Annotated in this window: 13 protein-coding genes; 5 read left to right on the top strand and 8 right to left on the bottom strand. The window is 64.3% G+C overall.

Annotation, left to right across the window (positions count from 1 at the left end):
• The first annotated feature begins 18 nt into the window (after nt 1-18).
• The 3 genes from XH88_RS24945 to XH88_RS24935 all read left to right on the top strand — a co-directional run bounded on the left by XH88_RS24945 (nt 19) and on the right by XH88_RS24935 (nt 2,450).
• Nucleotides 19-720, top strand: coding sequence for a glutathione S-transferase N-terminal domain-containing protein (locus tag XH88_RS24945; protein WP_271670903.1), 702 nt, complete (start codon nt 19-21; stop codon nt 718-720).
• A gap of 144 nt (nt 721-864) precedes the next feature.
• Nucleotides 865-1,473 (top strand): 2-hydroxychromene-2-carboxylate isomerase, encoded by a 609-nt coding sequence (locus XH88_RS24940; protein WP_271670902.1) that lies wholly within the window; start codon nt 865-867, stop codon nt 1,471-1,473.
• Complete coding sequence (locus XH88_RS24935) at nt 1,473-2,450, top strand: NADPH:quinone oxidoreductase family protein (protein WP_271670901.1); 978 nt, start codon at nt 1,473-1,475, stop codon at nt 2,448-2,450. The genes XH88_RS24940 and XH88_RS24935 overlap by 1 nt, the downstream gene beginning before the upstream one ends.
• A 105-nt stretch (nt 2,451-2,555) precedes the next feature.
• On the opposite strand, the gene XH88_RS24930 is transcribed toward XH88_RS24935, so the two are convergent.
• The 8 genes from XH88_RS24930 to XH88_RS24895 form a co-directional block, all read right to left on the bottom strand.
• Entirely contained in the window at nt 2,556-3,446 is an 891-nt protein-coding gene (locus XH88_RS24930) for a crotonase/enoyl-CoA hydratase family protein (protein WP_271670900.1), read from the bottom strand.
• A 139-nt stretch (nt 3,447-3,585) separates the two neighbouring features.
• Complete coding sequence (locus XH88_RS24925; protein ID WP_271670899.1) at nt 3,586-5,004, bottom strand: amidase; 1,419 nt, start codon at nt 5,002-5,004, stop codon at nt 3,586-3,588.
• A 2-nt stretch (nt 5,005-5,006) separates the two neighbouring features.
• Nucleotides 5,007-6,170 (bottom strand): M20 aminoacylase family protein, encoded by a 1,164-nt coding sequence (locus XH88_RS24920; RefSeq protein ID WP_271670898.1) that lies wholly within the window; start codon nt 6,168-6,170, stop codon nt 5,007-5,009.
• Between the two features lie 13 nt (nt 6,171-6,183).
• Nucleotides 6,184-7,689: a M81 family metallopeptidase gene (locus tag XH88_RS24915; RefSeq protein WP_271670897.1), complete on the bottom strand. Its 1,506-nt coding sequence runs from the start codon at nt 7,687-7,689 to the stop codon at nt 6,184-6,186.
• A gap of 220 nt (nt 7,690-7,909) precedes the next feature.
• Nucleotides 7,910-9,559 (bottom strand): ABC transporter ATP-binding protein, encoded by a 1,650-nt coding sequence (locus XH88_RS24910; protein ID WP_271670896.1) that lies wholly within the window; start codon nt 9,557-9,559, stop codon nt 7,910-7,912.
• 156 nt (nt 9,560-9,715) lie between these two features.
• Nucleotides 9,716-10,603, bottom strand: coding sequence for an ABC transporter permease (locus XH88_RS24905; RefSeq protein WP_271670895.1), 888 nt, complete (start codon nt 10,601-10,603; stop codon nt 9,716-9,718).
• 18 nt (nt 10,604-10,621) lie between these two features.
• Nucleotides 10,622-11,563, bottom strand: coding sequence for an ABC transporter permease (locus tag XH88_RS24900; protein ID WP_271670894.1), 942 nt, complete (start codon nt 11,561-11,563; stop codon nt 10,622-10,624).
• Nucleotides 11,564-11,709: 146 nt separating this feature from the next.
• Nucleotides 11,710-12,840 carry a M20/M25/M40 family metallo-hydrolase gene (locus XH88_RS24895; RefSeq protein ID WP_271670893.1) on the bottom strand — a complete coding sequence of 377 codons (1,131 nt, stop codon included), beginning with the start codon at nt 12,838-12,840 and terminating at the stop codon, nt 11,710-11,712.
• 267 nt (nt 12,841-13,107) lie between these two features.
• Here XH88_RS24895 and XH88_RS24890 point away from each other — a divergent pair, with 267 nt between their 5' ends.
• Entirely contained in the window at nt 13,108-14,718 is a 1,611-nt protein-coding gene (locus XH88_RS24890) for an ABC transporter substrate-binding protein (protein ID WP_271670892.1), read from the top strand.
• A 239-nt stretch (nt 14,719-14,957) separates the two neighbouring features.
• A complete protein-coding gene (locus XH88_RS24885; RefSeq protein ID WP_271670891.1) occupies nt 14,958-16,553 on the top strand; it encodes a glycosyltransferase family 39 protein in 1,596 nt (531 codons plus the stop codon).
• The last annotated feature ends 13 nt before the right edge of the window (nt 16,554-16,566 follow it).

Here is a 16,566-nt window from a genome sequence, read left to right as displayed (position 1 = left end):
AAGGCCCAAGGAAGGCTCATGATCGATCTCCATTACGCGCCGACGCCGAACGGCTGGAAAATCTCGATCATGCTGGAGGAACTGGGGCTTCCCTACACCGTGAAGCCCGTCAACATCCGTGCCGGTGAGCAGTTCACCCCTGAGTTTTTGGCGATCTCGCCCAACAACCGCATCCCCGCGATCGTCGATCACGAGCCGGCCGACGGCGGCGCACCCTTCTCGGTGTTCGAGACCGGCGCGATCCTAATCTATCTGGCGGAGAAGACTGGCCGCTTCCTCCCGAGCGATCTGCGCGGGCGCTCCACCACGATCCAGTGGGTGATGTGGCAGATGGCGGGGCTAGGGCCGATGCTCGGCCAGCACGGCCATTTTGCGCTCTATGCGGCCGAAAAGCTTCCTTATGCGATCGAGCGCTACCGCGACGAGGCGGCGCGGCTCTATGGCGTGCTCGATCGCCAGCTCGCCAAGACCGGCGCCTATGTCGCCGGTGATTATTCCATCGCCGACATCGCCTGCTTCCCCTGGACCATGACCCACAAGGCGCAAGGCTTTACGCTCGACGACTATCCGAACGTGAAGCGCTGGTACGCCGAGGTGCGTGCGCGGCCGCAGGTGCAGGCCGGACTTGCGATCGGCAAATTCGTGAAAGAGCCATTCGACGAGGAATCACGCAAGATCATGTTCGGCCAGAGGGCTAAGGAAGTTCTGGGAAGGAAGTAGGCCTCCGCTTCCTCCGCGTCATTGCGAGCGAAGCGAAGCAATCCAGACTGGTTCTGCGGAAAGACACTGGATTGCTTCGTCGCTTCGCTCCTCGCGATGACGGGGGAAAGGAGCGAGACAAAAATGAGACACGAGGAAAAAGCCATGATCGAATTCTTCTTCGACTGCTCCAGCCCCTGGACCTATCTCGCCTTCCACAACATTCAGCCGCTGGCGAAGGAGTTGGGGGCGGAGATCACCTGGCGGCCGATTCTGGTCGGCGGCATCTTCAACACGGTCAATCCCAGCGTCTACGCGCAGCGAGAGAAGCCGGTGCCGTTGAAGGCGCGCTACATGAAGAAGGATCTTCAGGACTGGGCGCGCTCGGCGGGCCTTGCGATCAAGATGCCGCCGACGGTGTTCCCGGTGAATAGCGTCAAGGCGATGCGCGGCTGCATCTGGCTCGGCAAAGACATGGTGCCGTTCGCGACATCGGTGTTCGAGGCCTATTGGGGCGATGACAAGGACATTTCGCAGGATGCGGTGCTGGCGGATATCTGCAAGAAGCTCGGCATCGATGAGCAAAAATTCTTCGCCGGCATCTCGGAGCAGGCAATCAAGGACCAGCTCAAGGCCAACACGGAAGAAGTCGTCGCGCGCGGCGGCTTCGGTTCGCCGACCATTTTCCTAGGCAAGACCGACATGTACTTCGGCAATGATCGCCTGCCACTGATCCGCGAAGCGCTGCTGCGCAGCAAGGCGAGCGCGGCCTGATGGTTCGGGCCGTCGTCTGCCGCGCGCTCGGTGCGCCTGAAACGCTGCGGCTGGAAGAATTTCCATCGCGCCCGCTCGAGCCGGGCGAGGTTCGCGTCGCGATCCGCGCTGCCGGTCTGAATTTCCCCGACGTGCTGATGGCAGCCGGCGAATATCAGCTCAAGCCGGAGCTGCCGTTCACGCCCGGCATGGAAGCCGCTGGCGACGTCACCGAGGTCGGCGCGGAGGCGAGGGGCGTTGCCGTCGGCGACAAGGTCATCGTCAAGATGCGCCATGGTGCTTTCACCGATGAGGCGGTGGTAACGCCGTCTCAGCTCACTCCGAAGCCCTCGACCTTCGATTATGCGGAAGCTGCGACCTATCTCGCCGGCCACGGCACCGCCTATCACGCGCTGATCGACCGCGGCCGGATCGAGCCGGGCGAGGTGCTGCTGGTGCACGGCGCCGGCGGCGGTGTCGGCCTTGCCGCCGTCGAGATCGGCAAGATGCTGGGCGCCACCGTGATCGCGACCGCGTCCAGCGACGAGAAGCTTGCGATCGCGAAATCGCGCGGCGCGGACCACCTCGTCCGTTACGATCGCGAGCCGTTTCGCGACGCCGTCAAGCGCATCACCGAAGGCCGCGGCGCCGACGTCGTGTTCGATCCCGTCGGCGGCGAGGTGTTCGAAGACTCGATGCGTTGCATCGCCTGGGGCGCACGGCTGCTGGTGATCGGCTTCACCGGCGGCATCGGTTTGGCCAAGACCAATCTGCTGCTGATCAAGGGGGCCAGCGTGCTCGGCGTCCGTGCAGGCGAAGCCGTGCGCAGGAATCCGGCGCTCGGTGAGATCAGGCTGAAGGCGCTGCTCGGATGGGCGGAGGAGGGCAAGCTGCGCCCGAACGTCTCCCATCGCCTGCCACTTCAGGACTGTGCCACGGCGATGCGGCTGTTGATCGAGCGAAAGGCGATCGGGCGCGTGGCGCTGGTGATGGAGTGAGGGTTGCCGTAGGGTGGGCAAAGGCGCTCTTGCGCCGTGCCCACCATCGGTTCGTGATGGAGACAATTGGTGGGCACGCTCCGCTTTGCCCACCCTGCGAGAGCGTCACTTGTACTCCCGCTCCGTCCACCACGGGAAATAGTCCGGCATGTCGCTGGACACCTTGTTCTTGAACTGCGCCGGGCGTTTTTCCAGGAACGACACCACGCCTTCCTTCACGTCGTCCGAGCGGCCGCGGGCGTAGATGCCGCGGCTGTCGACCTTGTGCGCTTCCATGGGGTCGTCGGCGCCCATCATGCGCCACATCATCTGACGGATCAGCGCGATCGACACCGGTGCGGTTTTGGCGGCGAATTCCTTCGCCAGCGCACGGGCGGTGGGCAAGAGATCATCCGGGGCGACGACCTTGCTGACGAGGCGGCCGGCGAGCGCTTCCTGCGCTGGGAAGACGCGGCCCGAATAGCACCATTCCAGCGCCTGCGAGATGCCGACGATGCGTGGCAGGAACCAGCTCGAGGCCGCCTCCGGCACGATGCCGCGCTGGGAGAACACGAAGCCGAAGCGCGCAGCCTCGGATGCAAGGCGGACGTCCATCGCGAGCTGCATGGTGACGCCGATGCCGACGGCAGGGCCGTTCACCGCGGCGATGACGGGCTTGAGGCACTTGAAGATCCGCAAGGTGACCTGACCGCCGCCGTCGCGCACCTGAGGGTCGCTGTAATCGACCTTGCCGTCGGCAAAGCGCTTCACCGGTCCGCGCCGCGCGTCGCGGTCAAACGTATCGGCGCCCGACGACAGATCCGCGCCTGCACAAAAACCACGGCCGGCGCCGGTGACGATGATGGCACGGACGTTGTCGTCCTTGTCGGCGGCGTCGAACGCGTCGATCAGCTCGCCTTGCATCTGTGCGTTGAAGGCGTTGAGCTTGTCGGGCCGGTTCAGCGTGATGGTGAGGATCTGCTCGGCGACCTCGTATTTGATCGTCTCATACGCCATGAGTGGTTTCCTTCCCTGGTCATTCTTGAATCAATTCTGTCATTGCCGGGCTTGACCCGGCAATCCATCTTTTTGAAGATGATGGATGCGCGGGGGCGAGCCCGCGCATGACGATTGTGCTGAGACGCTAGATCGGCGGTTACTTCGCCGGCGGCTTTGGCCAGGGCCGCTGCGCGCCGCGCAGACCTTCGAACGCCTTGGCCATGCCGAGCACGCCGATATCGTCGAAGCGGCGGCCGACGATCTGCACGCCGACGGGAAAACCCTTCGCATCATAGCCGCCATTGATGGAGACGGCAGGATTCTCCGACATATTCCACGGCACGGTATAGGCGATGTGCTCGAACGGCTTCATGGGATCGTTGGTCGGCGAGGCCCAGTCCACCGGATAATTCACGTTCGGCGCGGTCGGCGAGATCACGTAATCGAGCTCGCAGAACAGCTTTGCTGCGGCCGCGCGGATCGCCATGGTCTGGTTGAAGCCGCGGATGACGTCGAGGCCGGAGAGCTTTGCGCCTGATGCGCCCCACTTGAAGATGTAAGGCAGCACCTTGGCCTGTTGGGCCGGCGTCAGCTTCGACAGGTCGTCCCACATCCGCGCGCGCCAGAAATTGTCGAGGCCGTCGAGCATCTCGCGCGTGAGGATGCCGTCGACCTCGGTGACGACGCTGCCCGCGGATTCAAATGCCCTCGCTGCCTTCACCGCCACCTCGCGCACCGGCTTCTCCAGCGCCAAGCCGCAGCCGGGATCGAGCATCAGGCCAATGCGCAGTTTGCGCGGGGACTTCTCAAGCCCTTTCCAGTTCAGCGGCTCGGTGGGCAGGCTCATGCCGTCGCGCCGGTCGGGCCTTGCGATCACGCTCATCATGAGCGCGCAATCATCGACCGTGCGGGTCATGGGGCCTGCAACGCGGCCGACATAGGTGGGGTCGATCGGCACGCGGCCAAAGCTCGGCTTCAGGCCGACGAGGCCGCACCAGCCGGCAGGCAGGCGCACCGAGCCGCCGATATCGGTGCCGAGATGCAGCGGGCCATAGCCGGCTGCGGCTGCGGCGCCCGCACCGGCGCTGGAGCCGCCGGGGTTCTTGGTGAGGTCCCAGGGATTGCGCGCCAGCGCGTGGAACGAGGAGAGGCCCGAGGACAGCATGCCGTAATCGGGCATGGTGGTCTTGGTGAAGATGATGGCGCCTGCCTCGCGCAGCCGCGCGGCGGGCGGGGCATCCTTCTCGGCCGGCACCAGCTTGACGCTGGCGGCGCCCAGCGGCGCCGGCACGCCCTTGGTCGCGATATTGTCCTTCACCGTGACAGGAACGCCGTCGAGCGCGCCGGACGGTTCGCCGCCGGACCAGCGCGCCGTCGAAGCCTCGGCGGCTTCGCGTGCGCCATCGGGGTCGAACGCATAGAGCGCCTTCAGATGCGGTTCCCACGCCGCGACATGCGCGAGCAAATCCTCCAGCACCTCGCTCGGCGAGAACTGTTTTGCGCGATAGCCCGCGATCAGATCGACCGCGGACAGATCGTGCAGCGAGGTGACCGCCTCCTTGACGCTCTTCTTCATCGCTAGCCCACCGGCATGCGCGTTTCGATGATCCGGGCGAACATGCTGGCGCCGATCGGCAGGATCTTGTCGTCGAGCACGAACCCGGGATTGTGCACCGGCACCGAGCCGTCATGGCCGACCCAGAAATAGGCGCCGGGAATGGTCTCCAGCATGTCGGCAAAATCCTCGCTGCCCATCTTCGGCTGGGTGCGGGTGATCACCTTGGCGGGGTCGACGATTGTGCGCGCGACCTCCTCGACCACCTTGGACTGCTCGACCTGGTTGACCAGCACGTTGAAGGTATCGCGGATGTCGACATCGATCGCGCACTCATAGGCGCTGGCGATGCCGGCGCAGATGGTGCGGATGCGCTCGCTGACCAGCGTGCGGACTTCTTTCGAGAAGGTGCGGATGGTGCCGCAAAGATGCGCGTCGCCGGGAATGACATTGTAGGCGGAGCCCGCATGGATCTGGGTGATCGACACTACCGCGGCCTGCAGCGGCTCGACGTTGCGGCTGACCACGGTCTGGATCGCCTGCGCCAGCGTGGTCGCGATCACGACCGCGTCCTTGGAGCGCTCGGGCATCGCGCCATGTGCGCCATAGCCGGTGATGCGGAGGTCGAAGAAGTCGGCGCTGGCCATCGCCGGGCCCGGCAGGATCGCGATCTCGCCATGGTTGAGGTCGGGCGCGTTGTGCAGGCCGTAGAGCTCGTCGCACGGGAACTTCTCGAACAGGCCGTCCTTGATCATGGCGCGGGCGCCGCCGAGGCCTTCCTCGGCCGGCTGGAAGATCAGGTGCACGGTGCCGTCGAAATTCCGGGTCTCGGCGAGGTAACGCGCGGTGCCGAGCAGCATGGTGGTGTGACCGTCATGCCCGCAGCCGTGGAAGCGGCCGGGAATCTTCGAGCTCCATTTCAGATTGGTGTTCTCTTCCATCGGCAGCGCGTCCATGTCGGCGCGAAGGCCAATGCGCTTGTTGCCGGAGCCCTTGCCCCTGATGACGCCGATCACGCCGGTGCCGCCGAGACCGCGATGCACCTCGATGCCCCAGCTGGTCAGCTTGTCAGCGACGATGCCGGAGGTGCGCACTTCCTCGAAGCCGATTTCGGGATGGGCGTGGAGGTCGCGCCTGATAGCAGTGAGTTCGTCGGCGTAGCCGTCGATGCGGTCGATTGTGGGCATTTGTCCTGTCCGGTTAGCGTGAAGGGGGCGTGAAAATGGGACCGTTCGGCTTGATGCGAATGCCCGGCCGCAGGCGCGTCCAGGGGAGTGACGCCGTGTCGGCGGGCATCGCGCCCGGTGCGGCGCAGATCATCAGCTTTTCCGCGATCGGCTCGAAATCGGCGCGGAAATGCACCGAGCTCTTGTTGACCAGAATCTTCTCCCTGGTCGGCTCGATACCGACATAGCGGTACATCGCCTGGTCGGCGAGCTGCGCCTTGTGCGAGGAGACGACGACGCGGACGTCGCCGATGCGCAAGGCCGCGGAGGGGCCCATCTCCATCTCGCGGCCGCCGTAATAGGGACCGGGCGCGATGAAACGGCCGTCGGAGAGTTGTTCGACCACGAAGGTCTCGGTGTAGGGCTCGTCGCCGGCGATCCCTGACTTGCCGCCGAGCGACAGCGTCACGGTGGCGCCGACGCCGGCCGCATGCGCGGCCTTGGCTGAAGCCGGATCATAGATTGCGCCGGTGGCGGCGCTCGCTCTGTTGCGCACCAGTGCGCGCAGCATGCCCGTGGTGTCGGAATCGCCCCCGGCGCCGGGATTGTCCTGGGTATCGGCGATGATGATCGGCTTGCTCGCGCTCTTCGCAAGTTCCATGGCGTGGCGCACGCCGTCATCAGGCGTCCAGATCTTGCCGTCGAAATCGTCCTCGTGGCTTTCGATCAGCTTGACGATCGCATCTGCGGCGCGATCGGCGTCGTCTTGCGTCCTGCCATAGGCGAACACGCTCGGTCCGCAGTCGCGGAAATCGGCGGCGGGGAAGCCCGGCGCGAAAGACAGCGTCGGAACCGCATCGCTCTCCAGCGCGGCGAGCTTTTCGTAGATGCCCTTGGTGGGGAAGTCGTTGGTGCATTGCCAGCTGATCGCGATCAGGAACGGCAATTGGCGGAATGATTTTGCGAAGCGCTGCTTCGTCTTCAGCAGCAGGGCGAGATGCCTTGCGCAGGCGCGTCCGGTCTCGGCCATATCGACATGCGGATAAGTGCGGTAGGCAATCAGCGCGTCCGCGTGTTCCATCATCGCGGGCGTGACGTTGGCGTGCAGGTCGAGGCTTGCAACCAGAGGAACATCCCTGCCGATGACGCGGCGCACGCGCGCCAGAATCTCGCCCTCGCCGTCGTCGAGATGCTCCGTCACCATGGCGCCGTGCAGATCGAGATAGACGGCGTCGATCGGGCCGGCGGCCGCGATGCCGTCCACCATCACCTTCACGATGCGCTCGAAGGCGTCCTCGGTGACATGTGCTGACGGGCTTGCGCCGCAGGCGATGGTCGGAACGAGTTCCCAGCCGTTGGCTTCCGCGCCGTCGGCGAAACCAGCGAGACCGACATTGATGCGGCGCATCACCTTCAGAACGTCGGCACCCACGGTCATCGCCGGCCAGCCGCCGCCATGCTGGAAGTCCGCAAATGTCGCCTTCGTCGGAGCGAAGGTGTTGGTCTCGTGCAGGAAGCCGCCGACGGCGATGCGAGTCATCAATGCAAGTCCGATCAATCAAGAGTGCGCGAAATTAGCCATGGGCTTGCCGTGAGAGCAAGGCGGGAAGCAATCGCGCAACGCATGGGGTCAAGCTGTTTTGGGAATGTGTGCCGCGCACACCGTCATTGCGAGCGCAGCGAAGCAATCCAGACTTTCTCCACAGAGGGATTCTGGATTGCTTCGCCGGTGCTAAACTCGCAATGACGAGGGGAGAGACCTACGCGCTCGCCCCCACACCCTCCGACACCGGCCGGAAATTCGCAAAGTCCCAGTTGCGGCCCGGTGCCGCATCCAGCAGTGCCTTGGTGTAGGCCTCCTGCGGGTGCGTCAACACCTCCGCGGCGGGCCCCTGTTCGACGACGCGGCCGTGCTGCATCACCACGACCTCGTCGCAGATCTGCGCTGCGACACGCAGATCGTGCGTGATGAACAGGATGGCGATGCCGAGCCGCTTCTGGATCTCATCGAACAGTTCCAGAACCTGCGCCTGAACGGAGACGTCGAGCGCGGAGACTGCTTCGTCCGCGACCAGCACGTCGGGATCGAGCGCGAGCGCACGCGCGATCGCGATGCGCTGGCGCTGGCCGCCGGAGAACTGGTGCGGATAGCGCGACACTGCGTCGGCGGGCAGGCCGACCAGTTCGAGCAGCTCGCGCGCCCGCTTCATCGCATCGGCATGCGGGACGCCGTAATTGATCGGGCCTTCCGCGATGCTCTCGCCGACGCTGACGCGCGGGTTGAGCGAGCGGTACGGATCCTGGAATACGATCTGGATCTTCTGCCGGTGCGGTTGCAGCAGGCGGCGCGAGATGTCCGAGATCTCGCGGCCGGACAGGCGCACGCCGCCGGAGGTCGGATCGATCAGGCGCACGATGCAGCGCGCCACCGTCGACTTGCCCGAGCCGCTTTCACCGACGATGCCGAGCGTGCGGCCCTTGCGCAGCGTCAGCGTTACCTTGTCGGCGGCGACGACCTCGCGGCCTTTGCCGAAGAATGCGCGCTCCTTGTAGATCTTGCTGAGATCGTTGGCCTCCAGCACGATCGGCTCCTTGCTCTCCTCACGCGGTGGCCGCGGCACCAGGCTCGGCACGGAGGCGAGCAGGTTGCGGGTGTAGTCCATGGTGGGATTGCGCAGCACGGTCTCAAGCGGGCCCGTTTCGACCAGGCGGCCCTGCCGCATCACCGCGACGCGGTCGGCGATCTCGGCGACCACGCCCATGTCATGGGTGATGAACAGCACGGCCGTGCCATGGTCGCGCTGGAGTTCGCGGATCAGGGACAAGATCTGCTTCTGCGTGGTGACGTCGAGCGCGGTGGTCGGCTCATCGGCGATCAGGAGCTTGGGCTCGAGCACCAGCGCCATTGCGATCATGATGCGCTGGCGCTGGCCGCCGGAGAGGCGGTGCGGGTAGGAGGCGAAGATGCGCTCGACCTGGGGCAGGTGGACCTGCTCCATCATGTCGAGGATGAGCTTCTTGCGCGCCTTGGCGTCGTGATCGGTGTGGGCGCGCAGCACCTCGTCGATCTGGCGGCCGACCGGGACGACCGGATTGAGCGCGGTCATCGGCTCCTGGAAGATCATTGCCATCTTGGTCGCCCGCAGCTGGCGCAGGCGGCGGTCGGTCGCGGTGAGGATTTCCTCGCCGACAAGCTTGGCGCTGCCCCCGGTCGGAACCAGCGTGCCCTTCGGCAAGAGGCCCATCGTGGTGAGCGAGGTCACCGACTTGCCCGAGCCGCTTTCGCCGACGAGGCACAGCGTCTCGCCTTCGCGCACCTGGATCGAGATGCCGTCGATGATCTTTGGGCCGCCCGGCGTCTTGCCGACGGAGACGACGAGGTTGTTGATGTCGAGGATGGCGTTGGTCATCAGGTCACTCCATCGTCATTGCGAGGAGCCCGCGCCCAATTGCGAAGCAATTTTGCGCTGGCGACGAAGCAATCCAGAAATCTTTCCGCGGATGCGGACTGGATTGTTTCGCTTCGCTCGCAATGACAGAACAAGGGGATAGGTCGGCGAGACAAATCACTTCCCCTCCCGCTGCTTCATGCGGGGATCGAGTGCGTCGCGGGCGGCGTCGCCGATCAGGTTGATGCTGAGAATGGCGATCGAGAGCAAGAGGCCCGGCCAGAAGATCAGCGTCGGTTTGAGCTGAAAGTACTGGCGGCCTTCGGCCATGATGTTGCCCCAGGTCGGCGTCTCCGGCGAGATGCCGGCGCCGAGGAAGGAGAGAATGGCCTCCGTGAGGATGGCGGAGGCGCAGACATAGGTGCCCTGGACGATCAGCGGCGCGATCGTATTCGGCATCAGATGTCGCCACATGATCTTGGGCAGCGACGATCCGACCGAGATCGCGGCTTCCACATAAGGCTCTTCGCGGGCGGACAGCACGACCGAGCGCACGAGGCGCGCCACGCGCGGGACTTCGGGAATGGTGATCGCGATCAGCACGGTCCAGATGCTGGCGCCGGACAGCGACACCACGGCGATCGCGAGCAGAATGCTCGGCATCGCCATCAGGCCGTCCATGATGCGCATCATCACGGAATCGACCAGCTTGAAGAAGCCGGAGACGAGGCCGATCGCGAGCCCGATGGCGATCGAGAAGATCGCCGAGCCGATGCCGATCAGAAGCGAGATGCGGCCGCCATAGATCACGCGCGACAACAGGTCACGGCCATAGGCGTCGGTGCCGAGCAGGAACTGCGCCGAGGAAGGCTTGAGCCGCTGCGAGGGCGCCAGCTGGATCGGATCATGCGGCGCGATCAGCGGCGCCAGGATCGAGATGACAACGATCAGTGTGAGCAGGATGGTGGCCGCCGCGATGATCGGCGTCGAGGTGAGGAATCCGAGGCGGGGCCGCAGCGGTGACGTGATCGGAATCGAGGACTGCGGAAGGCTATCGACGGTCATAATTGTCTTGTCCTTGCCTCAGTACCTGATACGGGGGTCGAGCAGCGTGTAGGCGACGTCGATCAGAAGGTTGACGACGACGTAGATCAGCGAGGTCAGCAGGATCATCGCCTGGATCACCGGATAATCGCGCGCCAGCACCGCATCCACGGTGAGGCGGCCGATGCCGGGGATGTTGAAGACGCTCTCGGTGACGACAACGCCGGAGATCAGCAGCGCAAAGCCGGTGCCGATCACGGTGATCACGGGCACGGCGGCGTTGCGAAGTGCGTGCCGCATCATCACGGCGACCTCGGTGATGCCCTTGGCGCGCGCAGTTCGCACATAATCTTCGCCGAGCACGTCGAGCATCGCCGCGCGCGTCATGCGTGCGATCAGGGCGATATAGATGAAGGAGAGTGCGCAGGTGGGCAGAATGATGCGCTCGAGGAACGGCCCGAAGCCGGCCGATATGCTTTTGAAGCCCTGCACCGGCAACCAGCGCAGGTCGATCGCGAACACCTCGATCAGGACGTAGCCGACCACGAATACCGGTACCGAGAAGCCGAGCACGGAGAGGCCCATCACGAAGCGATCGATCCAGGTGCCGTGCTTCCAGGCCGCGATGACGCCGAGCGGCACGGCGACGACGACGGCGAGAATGATGGTGGACAACGCGATCGAGATCGACGGTTCGACGCGCTGGCCGATCATCTTCATGACCGGCAGATTGGAGATCAGCGACGTCCCGAGATCGCCGTGCAGCAGCTTGTTCACCCAGGTGATGAACTGGACGATCAAGGGCTCGTTGAGGCCCAGTGAGGTGCGGATGCGCTCCAGCCGCTCCGGCGTCGCATTGTCGCCGGCGAGGATCGCAGCGGGATCGCCCGGCGTCAGCCGCAGCAGCAGGAACACGAACAGGGCGACGACGCCCATCACGGGCACGGCGGCGAAGATTCGGCGAAGGAGATATCCGAGCAAGTTGGATCCGTCAGATTAGAGTCAAATCGGCGGCAGCGGTCATGGCCCGTTCTGCCACCAGCCTAACATTTCAGCAATTCCCGTGCCATCCACCCGGTCGTCATGCGCGGGTCAAGCCGGCCATGACGGCGGTGATCGCAGTGCGATCACTCCAGCGTCGCCAGCAAACCGGCCATTAGGCGGCCGCGTTCGACCAGACTCTCGACCTCGATATACTCTTCAAGCGTGTGGCCATTGCCACCGCGCACGCCCAGGCCGTCGAGGGTCGGGATGCCCATCGCGCCGGTGAAGTTGCCGTCGGAGCCGCCGCCGGAACTCGCATGCGGTAGTTCCGCGCCGAGAGATTTGGCGATGCCGCGCGCCTTTTCATAAAGCGCCATTGTGCCGGCATCCGGCTCCCACACCGGCCGCGTCACGCCACGCGTCACCTTGAAGGTCACGTCATTGGTGGTGCCGGAGAGGGCCAGCATCCGCTCGACGCCGCGGTCGAGATCGGCCTGGCGCTTGGCCATGGAGAGCGCTTCGCCGGTGGCGGTCGTTGCAACGCAATTGACCCATTGACCGCCATGCACGACGCCGACCGAGAAGGTGCAGTCCTCCGTCGTCATCGCGTCGATCGCAAGAATTTGCCGCGCCATCTCGCGGATTGCCGAGCGTCCTGCGGACAATGTCGCGCCGGCGTGACTGGGTCGCCCTGTCGCTTCCAAATTGAATCGCGCGATGGCGTAACGTCCGGTGGTGACGCCGTTGTCGGCGCGGCCGGGTTCGGGCACCAGCACGTACTTGTTCCGCGCGGCTTCCGCCTCGATGATATCGCGCGTCGAGGGCGTGCCGACTTCCTCGTCGGGGGTGAACAGCACGGTGATCGGCAGGGGTGTAGTGAATGAGGCGCGCGCGAGCTGCCGGATCGCTTCCAGCGAGAGGTAGTTGCCGCCCTTCATGTCGTAGATACCAGGGCCGTAGCACTTGCTGCCCTCGCGGCGCCATTTCAGCTTCTCGATGGTGCCGATCGGATGGACGGTATCCATGTGTCCGGCAATCAGGATGCCTGGCTCTCCCTGCTTCGGGTGCGGGAAGCGCGCACGGATGACGCCGCCAAAGCCGTGACGACCGGCAATGTGCTCGATGGTCGCCCCCATGATTGCCATATCCCGCGCTGCGATATCGAGCATGCGGTTAACGGCACCAGCGTCCCAGGTCGGGCTCTCGCATTCCACCCAGGTGCGCAGGCCTTCGAGCATGGCCTCGGAATCGAAGGGAAGATTGGCTGGATTCATCTTGAGTCTCTCAAGCTTCGAAAGATGGAACGCGCATTGCATCAGCGCGGGCAGGACAAGCGGAGAGTGTTGTAGAGCCAAACCGGTCTTTGTGGAGCCTGTGCGTACGACGCCGTGGGCTGCACCGAAACCGGATTGACGCGCTCAAGACTGTCTGCAAGTCTCGAAAAGATAAAGGCATTGCATGAGGTTGGTTCGCCCAAAGACTTGTCCGAATGCGCAATCGATAAGCTGCCTTTGAACAGTTTCACGTCAGGAGAAACTTTTATGTCCAAGATTTCGCGCCGCAACCTACTCAAGATTGCGGGTGTCGCGCCGACGGCGCTTGCGTTTGCGTCCGTCTTGCCACCGCAGGCATCGGCCGCAACCGGCAAGACCATCACGGCCGTGATGCACTCCGATCTGCGCATCATCGATCCGGGGTTCACCACCGCCTATATCACGCGCGACCACGGCTACATGGTCTACGACACCCTGCTGGCGACCGACTCCAGTTTCAAGGTTCAACCGCAAATGGCGGACTGGAAGGTGTCCGACGACAAGCTGACCTACACCTTCACGCTGCGCGACGGACTGAAGTGGCATGACGGTGCGCCGGTGACGGCCGAGGACTGCGTCGCCTCGCTGAAGCGCTGGGGCAAGAACGACGGCATGGGCCAGAAGCTCATGGACTTCACCGCCAGCATCGAGGCGGCAGACGCCAAGACGATCGTGCTGAAGCTGAAGGAGCCCTACGGGCTGGTGCTGGAGTCGATCGGCAAGCCGTCCTCGCTGGTGCCGTTCATGATGCCGAAGCGGCTCGCCGAAACGCCGCCGGGCAAGCAAATTGGTGAGCAGATCGGCTCGGGTCCCTTCAAATTCGTGCAGGGTGAATTCCAGCCCGGCGTGAAATCGGTCTACGTCAAGAACACCGACTATGTACCGCGCAAGGAGCCCGCGAGCTGGACCGCCGGCGGCAAGGTCGTCAAGGTCGACCGCGTCGAATGGATCACCATGCCGGACGCGCAGACGGCGGTAAATGCGCTTCAGTCGGGCGACATCGACTTCATGGAAAATCCGCCGTGGGATCTGTTGCCGGTGCTGGAGGGCAACAGCGATCTCAAGGTGGAGGTTCTGAACAAGTTCGGCTTCCAGACGCTCGGCCGCATGAACTTCCAGCTGCCGCCGTTTGACAATCCGAAGATCCGCCGCGCGGCGCTGCTGGCGATGAACCAGAAGGACGTGCTCGACGCGCTCGTTGGAAATCCCAAATATTACAAGCTCTGCGGGGCCTTTTTCGTTTGCGACACGCCTTTTGCGAACGAGGCGGGTGGTGAAACGCTGGTGAAGGGCGGCGGCATGGCGGAGGCCAAGAAGCTGCTCGCCGAGTCCGGCTATGACGGGACGCCGATCGCAATCATGGCGCCCGGCGATGTCACGACGTTGAAGGCGCAGCCCATCGTCGCTGCGCAATTGCTTCGCGAGGCCGGCTTCAAGGTCGATCTTCAGGCGACTGACTGGCAGACGGTGGTGAGCCGTCGTGCCGGCCAGAAGCCTGTGAAGGAGGGCGGTTGGAACATGTTCTTCACCAACTGGGTCGCCGCCGACGTGATGAACCCGATCGCCAACGTTTCGGTCGGCGGGCGCGGCAAGAACGGCGGCTGGTTCGGCTGGGCGGAGGACGCCAAGATCGAGAAGCTCAAGGACGACTTCGTCCGCGCCGCCTCGCTCGAGGATCAGAAGAAGATCGCGACCGAGATCCAGAAGGAAGCCTACGACCAGGTGATCTACATCCCGCTCGGCCAGTACCTGGCGCCGAGCGCATGGCGGACGTCGCTGACCGGCGTGCTCGACGGTCCGGCCACCCCGGTGTTCTGGAACGTCGACAAGTCGGAGTAGGACATCTCGGGAGAAGGCAAGGGTGCATGGGCACCTCTGCCTCGACGAAACGCGGCGCCGCTGTCATCAGCGGCGCCGCTGCCTTTTGCGGTCGCGGTTTCGACCACCGCAAGTCCTTAACTCTTCCAGTTTCCAATCATTGCTATTTGTTTCCGGTTTGAAATAGATGGTTTGCCTTCGAGCACGACTTTCCCTCCTTTGGTTTGACTCGTTTGCCGATCGATTTTGCATTCCAGGCGATGGCCGAACGGTCCGATCGCGCGCCTGCGCGCTGGCGGCGGCCATTGCTGCGCTGGCTCGACGGCGTGGAGGCAGGCTGGGCGGTGCCGCTCCTCATCGCGTGCTTCGTTGCGATCTGGACGCTGTATCTCGCCATCGCCTATGCCGGCGGCGGTCTGCATCCCGATACGCTTGAGGCCTGGACGCTGGGGCGGAATTTCGCCTTCGGCTATCACAAGCATCCGCCATTGATGGGCTGGATCGCGGCGAGCTGGACCTCGATCTTCCCGCTCGGCGACTGGTCGCTGCAATTGATGGCAATGGTCAACGCGGGATTTGCGCTGTACTTCGTCGATTGCGTTTCGCGGCAGTTCGTGACCGGGCACAAGCGCATTCTGGTGCTGCTGCTGCTGATGGTGACGCCGGCCTATCAATTCCACGCCCAGCGCTTCAACGCCAACACCGTGCTGCTGGCGGCCTGGCCGCTCGCCACATGGTGTTTCCTGCGCGCGTTCGAGACCCGGTCCGCCTTCTGGGCGATCGCGGTCGGATGCACCACGGCGCTGGCGATGGTCGGAAAGTATTATTCGATCTTCCTGGTCGCGAGCTTTGCCTTTGCCGCGCTCGCGCACCCGGCGCGGCGCGCCTATTTCGCCTCCGCTTCGCCTTGGATCTCGGTCGTCACTGGGCTCGCGGCGCTGTCGCCGCATATCTACTGGCTCGCGACCACGGGCGCCTCGACCTTCACTTACGCGCTGGCCCATGCCAACGGCAACGCCTTGAGCTCGCTCGGTGACGTGAAGAATTTCCTGCTGGGGCTGGTGGCGGCCGTCAGTGTCGCGGCGCTGATCTGGTTCTTCATTGCAGGCCCGCGCCTCAAACGGTTTCCGGCCGACTTTGCCGCGATGAGTGCGGGCCTTCGGCTTCTCTTCCATATCGCCATCGGCACGATCGCATTGCCGGTGCTGACATCGCTCGCGGCGGGTACGGACTTGCCGTCGCTATGGGCCATGCAGGGGCTGTTCCTGTTCGTCGTGCTCGTCGTTTGCGGCGCCCGATACCCGATCGAGCGCTTCTACACCGTCAATACCACGGTCATCGTCGCGGGCGTTGCGCTTGTCGCCGTCCTGGTTGCAGCCCCCATCCACGCCGTCTATCGCAACATCCACGGCTATGAAGAGGGACGGAATTTTTTCGCGCAAGCCGCAAGCGAGCTGACTCGACAATGGCATGAGCTGACCGGCCAGCCGCTCGGCGCCGTCAGTGGCGACGATGCGCTCGCTTTCGCCACCGCCTTCTACAGCCCGGATCATCCGTATTATGCGCGGCCGTTCGAGTACCAATACAAATGGGGCCTGCCGCGCAAGACGACGCTCGACCGGGGCTGGGCCGCGCTGTGCTTCGAGGGCCAGGATCATTGCCGTCGCTGGATGGAATGGGTGTCGGCCCGCGCGGGACGTTTTGTCAGGCGGGAATTCACGGTGCAGGCCTCGCTTTGGGGCCGGCCCGGCGTCCGTCGAAACGTGGTCGTGCTGATGGTGCCGCCGCAAACCAATGGCGCGCCGCCCGAAAGCGCGGCGCAGGATCTCAGCGCCAGCAAGCGCAGTCCGCAGTAGGGGGGCTTCTCCT

The organism is Bradyrhizobium sp. CCBAU 51627 (assembly GCF_028128765.1).
Classification (GTDB): domain Bacteria; phylum Pseudomonadota; class Alphaproteobacteria; order Rhizobiales; family Xanthobacteraceae; genus Bradyrhizobium.
This window is presented reverse-complemented; position numbering and strand designations above follow the sequence as displayed.

What these genes read in the sequence shown, in the direction of transcription:
- XH88_RS24945 (WP_271670903.1), top strand. Translation starts at nt 19, where the DNA reads ATGATCGATCTCCATTACGCGCCGACGCCGAACGGCTGGAAAATCTCG.
- XH88_RS24940 (WP_271670902.1), top strand. Translation starts at nt 865, where the DNA reads ATGATCGAATTCTTCTTCGACTGCTCCAGCCCCTGGACCTATCTCGCC.
- XH88_RS24935 (WP_271670901.1), top strand. Translation starts at nt 1,473, where the DNA reads ATGGTTCGGGCCGTCGTCTGCCGCGCGCTCGGTGCGCCTGAAACGCTG.
- XH88_RS24930 (WP_271670900.1), bottom strand. Translation starts at nt 3,446, where the DNA reads ATGGCGTATGAGACGATCAAATACGAGGTCGCCGAGCAGATCCTCACC.
- XH88_RS24925 (WP_271670899.1), bottom strand. Translation starts at nt 5,004, where the DNA reads ATGAAGAAGAGCGTCAAGGAGGCGGTCACCTCGCTGCACGATCTGTCC.
- XH88_RS24920 (WP_271670898.1), bottom strand. Translation starts at nt 6,170, where the DNA reads ATGCCCACAATCGACCGCATCGACGGCTACGCCGACGAACTCACTGCT.
- XH88_RS24915 (WP_271670897.1), bottom strand. Translation starts at nt 7,689, where the DNA reads ATGACTCGCATCGCCGTCGGCGGCTTCCTGCACGAGACCAACACCTTC.
- XH88_RS24910 (WP_271670896.1), bottom strand. Translation starts at nt 9,559, where the DNA reads ATGACCAACGCCATCCTCGACATCAACAACCTCGTCGTCTCCGTCGGC.
- XH88_RS24905 (WP_271670895.1), bottom strand. Translation starts at nt 10,603, where the DNA reads ATGACCGTCGATAGCCTTCCGCAGTCCTCGATTCCGATCACGTCACCG.
- XH88_RS24895 (WP_271670893.1), bottom strand. Translation starts at nt 12,840, where the DNA reads ATGAATCCAGCCAATCTTCCCTTCGATTCCGAGGCCATGCTCGAAGGC.
- XH88_RS24890 (WP_271670892.1), top strand. Translation starts at nt 13,108, where the DNA reads ATGTCCAAGATTTCGCGCCGCAACCTACTCAAGATTGCGGGTGTCGCG.
- XH88_RS24885 (WP_271670891.1), top strand. Translation starts at nt 14,958, where the DNA reads ATGGCCGAACGGTCCGATCGCGCGCCTGCGCGCTGGCGGCGGCCATTG.